Source organism: Microcoleus sp. S13_C3 (assembly GCF_036700905.1).
GTDB lineage: Bacteria > Cyanobacteriota > Cyanobacteriia > Cyanobacteriales > Microcoleaceae > Microcoleus.
Map to the genome: position 1 here is coordinate 1 of NZ_JAUBPT010000003.1, position 13812 is coordinate 13812.

Genomic DNA, 13812 nt, shown 5'->3' on the forward strand with positions numbered 1-13812 from the left:
AATGCTTGGATGGAAAGATGTAAAATTTTGGTGAAGAACTTTGAGAGAAGTTTGGCAGGGGCGACTGCCAAGCTCAACCTTTGTTTTATTAGGCTGATGATTAGAAGGCTTGCACCCTCTTCTTAGATGTCAAATGGGTTCTATATGCCCGCAGTTGGCACAGCTTTTAGAGCTAGGAAACCATCGGTCAATTTTTACCAGCTCTCGACCGTACCACGCTGCTTTGTAAGTCAGTTGTCGGACTAATTCACCCCAAGCGGCATCACTAATAGCATTAGCCAACTTGTGGTTCTTGACCATATTTTTGATAGCCAAATCCTCAACTACGATCGTTTGGTTTTCACGTACCAGTTGAGTTGTCAGCTTATGCAAAAAATCTTTACGGGCGTCGGCGATCTGCCCGTGTACTTTGGCTACTTTCAGCCGTGCTTTCTGTCTGTTATTGCTCCTTTTCTGTTTCCGAGACAGAGCTTTTTGTACCCGTCTCAATTTATTGTGCAACCGCTTAAAGTGTTTGAGGTTAGCAATTTTAGTTCCATCGCTAGTAGCAATCAGGCTGGTAACACCCACATCCAAGCCGATAGATTTATCGACTTCGGGCAGGGGTTTAACGGTGGGGTCATCCACCAACAGGGAGACATACCATCGCCCTCTAGCATCGAGCTTAACGGTGATAGTGGATGGACTGCAACCATCAGGAATCTGTCTGCTCCAACTAATGGGCAATGCTTCAGTACATTTAGCCAAAAATACTTGGCCATCTTTCCAACGAAAGGCAGATTTAGTAAATTCAGCAGTACCACCATTGCACTTTTTCTTGAAGTTGGGATACTTGGCACGACAGGCCCAAAAGTTAGTAAATGCCTTTTGTAGGTGTCTGAGTCCCTGTTGAAGGGGTACACAACTAACCTCGTTGAGAAAATCAAGCTCTTGCTCTTTTTTCCAACTTGTTAGCATAGAAGAAGTCTGTTCGTATCCAACGCGCTCGCTTGTTTGATACCAAGCATCGGTGCGAGCAGCTAAAGCCTTGTTGTAAACTAACCGCACGCAGCCCACTGTCCGCCTCAAGAGTGACTCTTGTTCGGTGGTTGGGTAAAATCGGTACTTGTAGGCTCGCTGAGTCATGCCTGACATTGTAACATATTCCCTGTAAAGCCGTGCTAGAAGCACGGGGTGTCCCACCCAACTTTTCTGATGATTGTGCCGATCGGCTGTTGACGCCTTGGAACTTAACTGGAGATAGATTTCTGCTTTAATATGTCGATCCTGCGATCGCGATCGAGCGCGGGACGTTAATCTAGTGACAGGTTTAGAAAAAATTTCGATTTTGCGATCGAGATTCGCAGCTTCCAGACCTCTCCTGTGACTGCACCCAAAGACGGATACCCTGCCACGTACTCAAGTTGTGAAGATCGAAGAATTTTAGACATTAGGGAAATCCCCCAGATACTGGCGGCGTCGTCAATCTAAAATCTAAAATCTAAAATCTAAAATCGACTAACCGGGCACAGCGCTTCGCCGTTACTACCGAAAATTTTAGAAATGTCCCCAAGTACCGATATTCTGATTGTTCTCCTGCTAATTTTCCTCAATGGCTTGTTTGTGATGTCAGAGATGGCCATCATCTCTGTACGCAAGGTGAGACTGCAACAGATGGCCAACCAAGGTTCAGCCAATGCCCGCGTAGCCTTGGATCTGGCTAATGCCCCCAATCAGTTCTTGCCGACAGTTCAAATCGGGATTACGATGCTGGCCATTCTGTCGGGCGCTTTCGGAGAAACGACAATTGCTAAAAGGGTAGAGCCTTTGTTACGCATGATTCCTGCCCTCGCGCCCTATTCTCAGACGATCGCCTCAGTAGTAGCAATTTTAACGATCACTTATCTGACCTTAATTATCGGCGAACTCGTGCCAAAGCGGCTGGCGCTTAACAACCCAGAGCCGATCGCCTCAAGCGTAGCAATTCCCATGCGAATGCTCTCAAAAATTGGCGCTCCTGCGGTTTATCTGTTAAGTTATTCCACTGACTTAGTGATGCGACTGATGAGGATATCGCCCTCGACAGAACCGCAAGTTACAGAAGAGGAAATTAAAGTTTTAATCGAGCAAGGAACAGAAGCCGGAACCTTTGAAGAAGCCGAACAAGATATGGTGGAAAGAGTGTTTCGTTTGGGCGATCGGCGAGTCAGCGCCTTAATGACCCCGCGTCCCGATCTTACCTGGCTCGACCTCGACGACTCAGTAGAAGAAAATCGCCAAAAAATGCTCGGCAGCGGTCATTCTCGGTTTCCCGTGTGTCAGGGAGGGCTCGACAACGTTGTCGGTTTAGTGCACGTTACTGATATGCTGTCTCGGACTTTAACTGGTCAACCCCTAGATTTAAGCGCTTCTTTACGACGACCGTTATTTGTACCGGAAAGCACGCGGGGTTTAAAAGTATTAGAACTTTTCAAACAATCTAGCAATCAAATTGCCTTGGTAGTAGACGAATACGGCGTCATTCAAGGATTGGTTACAGTCAACGACATTTTAGTCGAACTCGTTGGCGACTTTCCCTCGATTGAAGATGCTGACGAGCCGGAAGCCGTGCAGCGCGAAGACGGTTCTTGGCTGTTAGACGGAATGCTAGCAGTCGAAGATTTTTTTGAGCTATTTGGAATCGAAGAATTGTCAGCAGAACACAAAGGAAGTTACCACACAATGGGCGGTTTTGTAATTACCAATTTGGGCAAAATTCCCACAGCAGCCGAGCATTTTGAGTGGAACGGTTTGCGCGTGGAAGTAGTCGATATGGACGGGAACCGAGTTGATAAAGTCTTGGTAATGCCGATCGACTCAGCGGGCGATCGCTCCCCCAGCCAGCCAAAAACCCAAAACTAAAAACCATGTAATTTTAATCCATCGACATAATACCCGTAGGGGCGGGTTCACCAACCCTCATCGCCGGAAACAAACAATCTCAAAAACCCGCCCCCACCCAACGATAAATCATCACCTACATTTAGGAATTAAATATAAATATCAGGTTGATGTGAATTATGGGTGAGTGGGGCGGGTTTTTATATATTGTTCGTTATCGTTATATATTGTTGGTTAACCCGCCCCTACGAGTTCGCAAATTGTACAATAACGAATCAACCAGACATAATATCACTTCTTGTTTTTTCTTTCCTCCTTCCGCAAAGCTTCCAGAATAGAACGGCCCACATAATCACTAAAAATTACTTCCCCAGCTTTATTGTAATGACAGCAGCTATCTACATAAACAGCATCTTTAGTCTTGTCAAAAACATTGACAGCATTCAATATATTGATATTATTTTTTTCTAAATTAGGAAACTTTTTGAAAAGAGCCGGATATCCAATTTCTACAGATTTAGCATAAGGAGTCTCCTTGTTAAAAGCAATCTTCTTTTCGGCTTCACCAAACACCCTTTTCGTCTGATAATATTGATTAGGCTGAAGAACATGAAAATAAGGCACATTACTAGCTGACAGCACTTTGTGCATAAAAATTGAACTTTTTGCCCAATTCCCTGCCATTTTTTCAAAAGCTACTGAATCCGGTAAAACCGCCTTATTAGTATTGATATAAATAACGCTGCTACGGTCATTTTTTTGTTGTTTAGTCTGTTCTTCTTCAAACTTAAGAACATCTGTTTTATAGTTATTTACTAGATGTTGAACGTAAACAGAAGTCACAGCATCGCACGCAGCTAAAGAGCAGTTTTGTAAACGTTCCAAACCCTGATTAATCCTAGTTTTATTTTCTTGAATTCTGAGAGTTGCTTCCATAGCCTTAGTAGAAAGACTATTATTCGCGAAGTTAGCCAGTGGCAAAATATGCTGAATGCTTGGCATCGCCATATCGACTTTATTTTTATTGTTTAAATTAGAAAGTGCTACTTCATTAAAACCATCTATATTGACGACCATATCTAATTCTTGACCTAAAGCCAAAAAGTAGTTTAAAATTAATAATTGCTGCGGCTGTTTGTAGCCTCCCGTTGCAAAAGATAAAATTACAAATTCTTTATCTTTTAAACCCGGCAACTGTTTGAGGTATTTAGGTAAAATTTGATTCTGAACTTGAAATATTGCATAATCGGAAGCCACAGAACCGCCAAAAACTCCGATAAAAAACTGATTATTTTTAGTTTTTTTGAGAGGGTAATCGTAAGGAGAAATAAACCCATAATTATTGACTTTAAAACCCGGTCGAAAATCGCGGCTGGGTTTTTGAATAAACCCAAAAAAAGGATGAAATCTTTCCACAATAGACTGATTCAGCCGCACTCCTTCTAAATTAATTCCTAAATCCGACTTATTTTGCACCTTTTCTCTAGTATAGAAAAATTGCTTGTGCTTGACAAAATACCATCCCAAGGAACCGATTTCCAGGAAAACCAGTAAAAGCGCTAAGTTAATCAAAGTTATCTTGAGAACTTCTTGTCCGTTTTTGAGGAATTTTAAATCTTTCATAAACCTTTATTTCGACTCCCTGACTACTTTAATAATAGAACTGGAAACATAATTTGCAAATACTTCGTCTCCCACTGAATTATAGTGGCAGCAGGCATCTTTGTAAACCGTCTCTTTGGTATTATCTAAAATATTCACTGCGTTAAAAACATTAACCCCAGCTTTTTGCAAATCATCGACTTTAGACAACAATACCGGATAACCTTTTTTCACCCCTTCAATGTAGGGACTCTCTTTGTTAATCGCGATTTCCTTTTCCTTGGCGGTAAACGCTCGCTTAGTGGGATAATACTGGTTGGGCTGGATAAAGTGAAAATACTTAATCTTTCTACTTGATAAAATTTGATTCATCCCGATCGACGATTGGTACCACAGCGATGCCATTTTGTCAAAAGCAGCGGCATCCTGCAAAACAGAGTCAGCTTTGGGAATGTACACTATACTGCTATTTGCCGTGTCTGGGTTGGATGGTTTGACTTGCGAATCGTACTTGATCACTGCTTGCTGGTAATTGTTGACTAATTGTTTCACCTGTAGCGAGGTGACAGCGTGACACAAAGCAAGTTGACAAGTTTGCAATTTGTCAATACCTGCTTTCAATTGTTTTTTGGTTTCGTTAATTTTCACTATGGAACTCATCACTTCTGGGGACAAGTTATTGCTCGCTAAACCTGTTAACGGCTGTATGTGCTGAACGCTGGGCATTCCTATTTCAACTTGGGCTTTGTTGTTTAAATTTGATAGTGCTACTTCGTTAAAACCGTCAATATTGATGACTATATCTAACTCTTGACCCAAAGCCAGAAAGTAATTTAAAATTAACAATTGTTGCGGCTGTTTGTAGCCTCCATTGCCAAAATTTAAAACAATAATTTCCTTGTTTGCAAATTCTGGATAAGTCTTCAATTTGTTAGACAATCGACGATTTACGTATTCAGAAACGGCAAAATTATTCGCAACTGAGCCCCCAAAAACTCCGATGATAACTTGATTTTTATTCTTCTTGAAAAACGGATATTCGTAGAGGGAAAAAAAACCCTGTTTGTTGACTTTTAACTTTAATTTTTCATTGGTGAAAGCACCTTGTTTTAGCACGTAGCCAAAAAGTGGGTGCAGTCTTTCTACGATAGATTCATCAAGTCTAATGCCGACCCTTTCAATATCTTCTACTACTTTTTCTTTGGCTTTATTTCTGGTATAGAAAAACTGCTTTTGGTTGATAAAATAAAAAGCTAGCGACAAAGCTTCCAGACAAATAAAGGCGATCGCCACATTAACCGCGATTATAATTAATATATTTTTGCCTTTTTTCAGCGCAGTTGAATCTTTCATGAAATTTGACTGATTACGGTTGTTTTTTGGGGAGTTGAGACTGCTTCAGTTGTTGGCACAAATTTCGGTTAATCAGGATACTAGCCAGCCGATGTCCGAGTTCATTCCAGTGACCTCCACAGGGTACAGAATTCTCAAAACCGTGGGCGCATACTTGATATTTGTCCGTGTAACCTTGGATCTGTTCGGATAAATTCAGTACCCGAAAACCCTCGCGCGCGCCCAATTTTTTTAACCGCCTATCGGGATAAAACAAATCCTGAATGTTGTTCTTTGTCATAAAATCTTTTCGCACCAGGGCCTCCGGTCTAACTTGCATCGGATCGCCGATCGTCACAAGCAAGAAATCAGCATTTTTCTGCACGACTTCATTCCGCATCGTCACAATCAAACCCTCTGTCACCCTCCAAGCCTCTTGCCAAGCTGCATTCTGAGGTTCCTTGAGGTTTTGGGTACTTAAATTGGTAAAATCCTCAGATAACTCGCGCTTTTTCCTTTCTAAGTCTACTTTTTTAATAACCTGCAAAATGCGCGAATTGTTGACTAGCCAACTTGGCATCCTGTCTACGAAGGAAACTGCTCTTTCGTTGCGATCGATCGGCGGCAGATTGCGAAAAGACATATCCGGTACTAACTTGCCACTAGAATCATAAGCAAAAAATGGTCGGTAGCGATCGTATTCCAGTTTCGGAGAATTATTTATCACATCATTGCCAATAAAAAAAGCAAGAATTACAATATCAGGATTGTAATCCCACACTTTTTTTCGCAGCATAATTAATTCTTGAGCAGTACCGTAGCCCTGCACCCCGAAATTAATTACCTCAACATTTTTGCGTCCCTTAACAGCTTCGCAGTTGCCTAACTTTCGTTCCAATTTTGACCAGAAAGTTTGTTCGACAGGTACGTGAATTGCTTCGGTGAAAGAATCGCCCAAAACCGCAACGCGCAAAGTATTTGGAGGTTTTGCTTTTGTATGTTCCCGATCGCGCAAACCCTCGCTATTCACCTGCACAAAACTCGCACCTTCCCCATTCCACTCGCCCGACACACCAGGTTTCAGCTTCCAGCCCAAATTCGGATCGGAAGTGTGAAAACGAGTTGGCGCAGAGTCTGCGAAATCTCCTATTTTTGGATAGCCCTCAACTTTAGCCACTCGCAATCCAATTTCACCAATTACCACCCCCATCAATAAACCGCCGAGTGTCAAACCCAAATTGACACCCAAATCTTTCAACTTGCTCATTATTTCAAAACAGCGTGTAAATAAATGGAGCAATCACAGAACCCTGACTCAATACAATCAAAGCTCCCAAAAAGACTAAAGTCACAATGAGCGGCAACAGCCAATACTTTTGGCGTTCTTTCATAAACGCCCACAAATCTTTGAGAAAATCTAAAGTTGCTTCAAACACTTAAAAAGGACGCTCCATACTAACTTTTGTTCTGGCTTTACTTGGGACGCGGTAAGTATCCATTTTAGGATTGAGTTTTCGTCGCATAGCATCTTCGCCCAACAGGCTTTTAATAACTCCCATCGGCCAAAGTATCAGGTAAAAAACTATCCCTAGGACGATCGGCGTTTCGATTTTGTTAAGAATAAGTCCAAAGCGCATCCACCCGTGATAAACGGGATTCAGCGATTTGGGCGCCACCAATGCTAGCAGCACTAGCACTCCGCCGACTGCCCACGGCCACCAAGGTAGAGAATGCCGCCGCAATAAAGGTACTGCTAAACCGAACAGCACTGCAATCAAGCCGCCAATTAGCAGCCCGAAATCGCGCAAGCCTTTTTTGTCGAGTTTTTTAATTTCGTCGCTCATTAGAAATGGGGAATGGGGAATGGGGAATGGGGAATGGGGAATGGGGAATGGGGAATGGGGAATGGGGAATGGGGAATGGGGAATTAGTTATTAGTTATTCGTTCCAACTAATAACTAATGACTAATGACTAATGACTAATGATTAATGACTAATGACTAATCTAGTTCAAATTCATTTTTCCAAGCATCATCTTGTTTCCAAGGAATTTGTTCGGACTTGGGAAGCAAGTAATTTTCCAAAACCAGATAGTCCATTTCGGTTCGCATGAAACAGCGGTAAGCATCCTCTGGAGTGCAAACAATGGGTTCGCCTCGGACGTTGAAAGAAGTATTTACCACAATAGAACAGCCCGATCGCTTTTCAAAATGGCTGATTAAGTCATAGTAGCGAGGATTGGTTTCTTTGTGAACAGTTTGGATGCGAGCCGAGTAATCGACGTGGGTGACAGCCGGAATCTCGGAACGCGGAATGTTGAGCTTTTCAATGCCAAACAACTGCTCTTGTTCCGCAGTCATGGGAATGCGGAGACTGGACTTGACAGGTGCTACTAATAGCATATAAGGGCTAGAATGGTCAATCTCGAAATAATCCGCAACTCGTTCGGCTAAGATTGACGGCGCAAAAGGTCGAAATGATTCCCGATATTTAATTTTCAGGTTCATCACGGACTGCATTTTAGCACTGCGGGGATCGCCAATGATCGATCGACCGCCCAGAGCCCGCGGCCCAAATTCCATCCGCCCCTGGAACCATCCCACCACATTTCCCTGTTCCAAAATTTCCGCCAACTGGGGCATTAATTCGGCATCCTCCAATCGGTGATAGCTGGCTTTGACAGCATCCAAATATTCGAGAATTTCTGCGTCAGTAAACCTCGGCCCCAAATATGAGCCGCGCATTTGATCGTGACAAGTTAAATGAGCAACAGACTTCGCCACAGTTGCCACCGCTGGGTTCGCAGTGAGAACTTCAGTCCTCTCCTCAACCGCTGCGTTTGTAGTGATAAGTTCAGTTTTGAGGGATTCTATACTATTTGCTGTCGAGTTGGCGCTCACAGTGCGAGTTTGTTCGCAATACTGATACCAAATCGCCAAAGCCGCGCCCAAAGCACCGCCAGCATCTCCCGCTGCCGGCTGAATCCAAATATCTTTGAAAATACCTTCCCGCAACAGTCTGCCGTTAGCCACACAGTTGAGAGCAACACCGCCGGCAAGACAAAGATAATCGACATCCAATTCTTTTTTAACTGTTCTGCAAAGTCGCAAAACAACTTCTTCGGTAACAACTTGAATGGAAGCGGCAATGTCCATTTCCCGCTGAGTCAATTTTCCTTCAGCTTGACGTGGCGGCCCTTCAAACAGTTCGTCAAACTTTTTATTGGTCATGGTTAAGCCAACAGTATAGTTGAAATAATCCATGTTCAAACGGAAAGTTCCGTCATCTTTGAGGTCGATTAAATAGTTGAGAATCTTGTCTACATACTTGGGTTCGCCATAAGGAGCTAAACCCATGAGTTTGTATTCGCCAGAGTTGACTTTGAAGCCGGTGTAATAGGTGAAAGCTGAATAAAGCAAACCCAAGGAGTGGGGAAAATCGATTTCCCACTGAGGTGTCAGTTGGTTCCCGTCTCCCAACCAAACTGAGGTTGTGGCCCACTCGCCCACGCCGTCGAGGCACAAAACGGCTGCTTTTTGAAACGGGCTGGGGAAAAATGCCGATGCTGCGTGGGATTGGTGGTGTTCGGTAAATAGCAGAGATGGCAGTTTATTCGTTTTGCAGTTTGCTATTGCTGCCAGATCTTTTTTGAGCATGGTTTTAAGGTAAAGCTTTTCTTTGAGCCATATCGGCATGGCTGCTAGGAAAGAGCGAAAACCTTGGGGTGCGTAGGCTAAATAGGTTTCGAGAAGGCGCTCGAATTTGACTAAAGGTTTGTCGTAAAAGACTATTCGATCGAGTTCCCGCAAATCTATTTTCGCTTCTTTCAAGCAATAAGCGATCGCATTCTTAGGGAATCTGGCGTCATGCTTTTTGCGGGAAAATCTTTCTTCCTGCGCTGCTGCTATAATTTCTCCGTCGCGAATTAAGGCTGCGGCGCTGTCGTGATAGTACGCCGAGATTCCAAGTATGTTCATCGCTCTCCTCACAAATCGCAATGCGTTTGCTTTTGACTATTTAGAATAGCTAACGATTATAGCTGCTTAAGTGCTGATTGGGAATTGAATTTTGCGATCGCCTCTAATTTTACCTGGATCGATGTCGGTGCAAAGTCCTCGGACGATCGGCTGTTAGAGAGCATTTAAGCTACCGCCTGCTTATCCTGCGCCCCCAAGCTCTGAAGTAAGTTACCACTGGGAATTGATAAAATTCACCTATCAACCACAGCACAATGCCTAAATGGGACAAAAAAGCTAAGCCTGTCCAAGCGGCGGGCAGCCACGACAACCGGCTGCCGGGAACCGGGGGAAAATAGTAAGCTGAAAGTCCCAGCAAGGTAGTGGGAAGGAAAATTAGACCCAAAGCCGCTGCCAAGTAGGGCCATCCGAATTCTACGCCTTCGAGGTGGGCTCCTATCCACTGTTTGCCGTTCCAGTGCCAAGTTACGGGCGGTTGGCGATCGGCCATTTGGAGCGATTGTCTTTCAACGCTGGCAGTATAAATGTGCTGGCAGAAGTTGCAAGCTAGGGCGTCCATCAGTGCTAGGGTGGAAATTTGACCGGTGCGGCACACGGGACAGGGATAGGTATCTTGAGGGTTGAAAGGTCGGGTTGATTTTTTGGAAAGCTGCATAGATCAGGCTGTTTGTCAAGATATTGAGCGATCTTAACAAAGTACAGAGATTATGGGTTGGGTAAGGTGGGTTTTGCCTGTAAAATAGCATCCTGTAGGGGCGGGTTTTACGAATAATATTTAATGACCGCAAACCATCTATATAAACCCGCCCCCACTAATAACCCAGATCAACCTTTCTTTCGCTCGAAGCATAAAAATGTAAATTGCGATTTATCGCCTTGTGGGGGCGGGTTTATGAGATTATTGATTTTAGGCAAATATTGTTGGTAAAACCCGCCCCTACAGATTAATGATTAATGGTCGATGATTCGGATTAATTGCGGTGATTGTTGCTGTACCGAATTCGGGCTCCTGCCCAGTGAAGTTTTTCCCTCAAAGTGTTGAAATAAGAATAGTTTTCCCGCAAAATGATAAACTTGGCTTCGCAGTCCGCCCTCCGCACGTCTACGCGCTGTCCTGGCCAAATTGCAGTACCCAAAATGCCGTCTGTCCAGAGTTTGGTACTGAGTTCGTAATCTGCTAAAGGCCAAATGCTGACGACTGAACCGGGCGGGAGGACGATCGCCCGACTGGATAAACTCAAAGGGCAAATCGGAGTAACGGCGATCGCCTCCATTCCTGAGTGCATAATCGGCCCGTTGGCAGATGCAGTGTAGCAAGTCGAACCGGTGGGAGTTGCCACAATTAAACCGTCACCTTGATATTGATCGACTACTTCGCCGTCAACTTCCATTTCTAGAATACAGCTCGGCATTCGATCGGCTGAAGCAGGTTTGACACACATTTCATTGAGTGCCAAAAATCGATCGCTTTGGGGTTCGAGATTGGTTCTGTTTCCCTCAAAAACTGTTGCCTGCAACATCATCCGCGTCTGCACAGCATACCTGTCTTCCGAAAGTCTGTCCCAAATCTCCTCAGTATTTTGGAAATCATCAAAAGACTCGGTTAAAAAACCCAGATGTCCCCCCACATTCGCTGCCAAAATCGGGATGCCGTCAGCCGCCAAATTCCGCGCCGCAGCTAGGGCCGTACCGTCGCCGCCGAGCACCACCGCTAAATCTATTGGGCTGTTACTAGAAGCTAAAAACACGGGATACGGGTTATCTTTGGGGCCACTCGGCCCCATTAAAACCTGACACCCGCGACTTTCTAATTGGCGGGCACACTGTTCTGCCCACCGCTGGCTGAGGGTATCTCTGGCTTTGTGGGCGATAATTACTTGTTTTAGTTGCACAACCTATCGATTTTAGATTTTAGATTTTGGATTTTGGATTGTTAGATTTTAGAGTGAGCTCACAATCTATCGATTTTGGATTTTTGATTGTTAGATTTTAGGCTGAGTGAAATATCTTAAAATGTTCGATCGCAGAAATTGGTTTTGGACATCAGGTTAGATTTTAAACTATTTTTGAGCATTGCGAGGCAGAGCCTGTGGATCTGCGTTACCAGGATTTGCCTGGTAAAAAGAAAGCCGGGAATAAGAAATATTATTATGACTGCATTTCCACATCTTCCGACTTCCCTCGGACTGACATCCGTTACATCCGTTACATCCGTTACAGAATCCGTTGCCGAACTTCCTTCACCCGTCGCTGCGGCTGGATTTGGGCCGTGGCCAGATAATGCTGGAATCAGCCGCGAGTAGGCTAGAAACTGCCCTGGCCCCAAAGCGGTTGAGGTGGCTGGGGTCAAAAAAATAGTCATTGCGGCCCGGCCACCGCTGCGACAAGTCGCGGAAAGCGAAGCCTTTTTGCCGCGAGAGTTGCTGCATTCGCTGCCGGAACTGCTGTTCTGCCCACAGGCGAGTTCCGTCTAAGTAGTCGTCGGTGAGGGGCAAATTGACGAAAATTAGGGGAATTTTGCGAGCTTTGGTAAATGCTACAACTGAATTAAAGGCTGCTGCTTGTTTGCCTCCGAGGTTGAAGTTTTCGTAGTCGCGATCGTACTGCCCTGAAACGTAAGCGCGTTCTCGATAATAAGTGTTGGGATTGTACTTGCCCGACATAGCCATGAATCCGTTGGAGTCGATCGAATCTGCCAATTGGTTGAGTTGTCTGATGGCTACTGTTGTGCGTCGCGAGACTGGAATCAATTGTGCTTTTTGGGTGGCTGCATCCGCTGCGATCGGTTTTAAGTCATATCTTGCAGCCTTCTCAGCAACGGGCAAGATGCCCGTTCCACGAGACAGGAGGTTGATTGTGGGGAGTAGGGGTTGGGTGTTAGCAACGGGCAAGATGCCCGTTCCACGAGACAGGAGGTTGATTGTGGGGAGTAGGGGTTGGGTGTTAGCAACGGGCAAGATGCCCGTTCCACGAGACAGGAGGTTGATTGTGGGGAGTAGGGGTTGGGTGTCAGCAACGGGCAAGATGCCCGTTCCACGAGACAGGAGGTTGATTGTGGGGTGCGCGTCTTGCCCGCCCGTGAAAGGTCGATCGACAGATGCCCATGCTTTGCGGAAAGTGTTGTTAGCGCAGGGCTGCGGGAATCTGTAACACAGCGGAATCTCGTTGGGTTCATCGGAAAGTAGTTCGGGGCGAATGCCTGCTGCTAAAAGTTGGCTGCCTTCGGAATCGAGGATCGAATTAAAAGTGCGATCGTCCCGGCCGCTGTTAAATGCGCGCACACCATCCGCCCAGACAATCATTTGAGGCAAATGATCCGGCTTCAAAAGCCGTCGCAGTTGAAAGTCAACTACTTGTGCAGTTGCACCGTTGACTGAAAAGTTAAATACTTTTAAGCCCGGACGGCCCCTTGGGGCCAAAGATTGTTTTAGTTGTTTGGGATCGACGCCCTGCAATGCGCGGGAACTGCCGACAATCAAAACGTCTGGGGGCCCGACGGCAGCAACGTAGGATAGGTAAAGTTCGAGTTGTTCGTTGAGTAAATCGCTGCTGAAGCTGACTGTACTGGCTTGCGATCCGTTTGCGCCCGCTTGCTGTTGGGAATACACCAGGTTTCTCATGTACTCCACCACTTTTTTCTCCGCAAACGCCCGTCTGGGACTGCCGGGGGGAACAGCTTGCATCCAAGCGACGGCCTGCACCCACAGGGCGGCTACTTCGTCCCAGTCCTCTTTTGAACTGGCTGATTGAGCCAAATTAGAAGCTTGGGTGGCAAAGTTAACTGACTCCGTGAAGGCGTCGTTTTGCGCGCAAGAGGGAAGGCTGAGGGATTTTTTGGTTTTGTTGCGGTTTTGAGCTAACAGAGACGTGGGGGACTGCGCTAGGACGGCGGATTCGATCGAACCCGATGGCCCTGCGGTGTTGGGTGGCTTCGTTGACGAACATCCCAAAGTTACGGCTAATACAGCGGCTGCGGCGCAGGTACGTTTGAGGATGCTGGTGCTGATGCTAGCAATGTAGCGGCGAATCATAAAGCTTTCAG

The 13812-nt window shown here is 45.3% G+C and carries 10 protein-coding genes and 1 pseudogene; 1 reads left to right on the top strand and 10 read right to left on the bottom strand.

Translation table 11 applies throughout. The annotated features are described in order from the left end of the window. Window positions 1-141 precede the first annotated feature (141 nt). Window positions 142-1125 (bottom strand): annotated as a pseudogene (locus tag QUA16_RS01260) (RNA-guided endonuclease InsQ/TnpB family protein); the annotation flags it as partial. A 417-nt stretch (window positions 1126-1542) separates the two neighbouring features. Between QUA16_RS01260 and QUA16_RS01265 the strand changes: the two are divergent. Beyond that, a complete protein-coding gene (locus tag QUA16_RS01265) occupies window positions 1543-2880 on the top strand; it encodes a hemolysin family protein (RefSeq protein ID WP_333101669.1) in 1338 nt (445 codons plus the stop codon). 270 nt (window positions 2881-3150) lie between these two features. Here QUA16_RS01265 and QUA16_RS01270 read toward each other — a convergent pair whose 3' ends face one another. The 9 genes from QUA16_RS01270 to QUA16_RS01310 all read right to left on the bottom strand — a co-directional run bounded on the left by QUA16_RS01270 (window position 3151) and on the right by QUA16_RS01310 (window position 13801). Beyond that, window positions 3151-4482 (bottom strand): hypothetical protein, encoded by a 1332-nt coding sequence (locus tag QUA16_RS01270; protein WP_333101668.1) that lies wholly within the window; start codon window positions 4480-4482, stop codon window positions 3151-3153. A gap of 6 nt (window positions 4483-4488) precedes the next feature. Beyond that, the gene (locus tag QUA16_RS01275) at window positions 4489-5814 is read right to left on the bottom strand and encodes a hypothetical protein (protein ID WP_333101667.1); all 1326 of its coding nucleotides are present in this window, start codon (window positions 5812-5814) and stop codon (window positions 4489-4491) included. Between the two features lie 13 nt (window positions 5815-5827). Beyond that, complete coding sequence (locus tag QUA16_RS01280; RefSeq protein WP_333101666.1) at window positions 5828-7060, bottom strand: SGNH/GDSL hydrolase family protein; 1233 nt, start codon at window positions 7058-7060, stop codon at window positions 5828-5830. A 4-nt stretch (window positions 7061-7064) separates the two neighbouring features. Next, on the bottom strand, window positions 7065-7229 hold the full coding sequence (locus QUA16_RS01285) for a DUF5989 family protein (RefSeq protein ID WP_190657062.1): 165 nt from the start codon (window positions 7227-7229) through the stop codon (window positions 7065-7067). Further along, the gene (locus QUA16_RS01290) at window positions 7230-7637 is read right to left on the bottom strand and encodes an SxtJ family membrane protein (RefSeq protein WP_333101665.1); all 408 of its coding nucleotides are present in this window, start codon (window positions 7635-7637) and stop codon (window positions 7230-7232) included. A gap of 156 nt (window positions 7638-7793) precedes the next feature. Further along, entirely contained in the window at window positions 7794-9770 is a 1977-nt protein-coding gene (locus QUA16_RS01295; protein WP_333101664.1) for a carbamoyltransferase, read from the bottom strand. 169 nt (window positions 9771-9939) lie between these two features. After that, on the bottom strand, window positions 9940-10425 hold the full coding sequence (locus QUA16_RS01300) for a hypothetical protein (RefSeq protein ID WP_333101663.1): 486 nt from the start codon (window positions 10423-10425) through the stop codon (window positions 9940-9942). Window positions 10426-10741: 316 nt separating this feature from the next. Further along, a complete protein-coding gene (locus QUA16_RS01305; RefSeq protein ID WP_333101662.1) occupies window positions 10742-11662 on the bottom strand; it encodes an NAD(+) kinase in 921 nt (306 codons plus the stop codon). A 348-nt stretch (window positions 11663-12010) separates the two neighbouring features. Then, window positions 12011-13801 carry a hypothetical protein gene (locus QUA16_RS01310; RefSeq protein ID WP_333180979.1) on the bottom strand — a complete coding sequence of 597 codons (1791 nt, stop codon included), beginning with the start codon at window positions 13799-13801 and terminating at the stop codon, window positions 12011-12013. Between the last annotated feature and the right edge of the window lie 11 nt (window positions 13802-13812).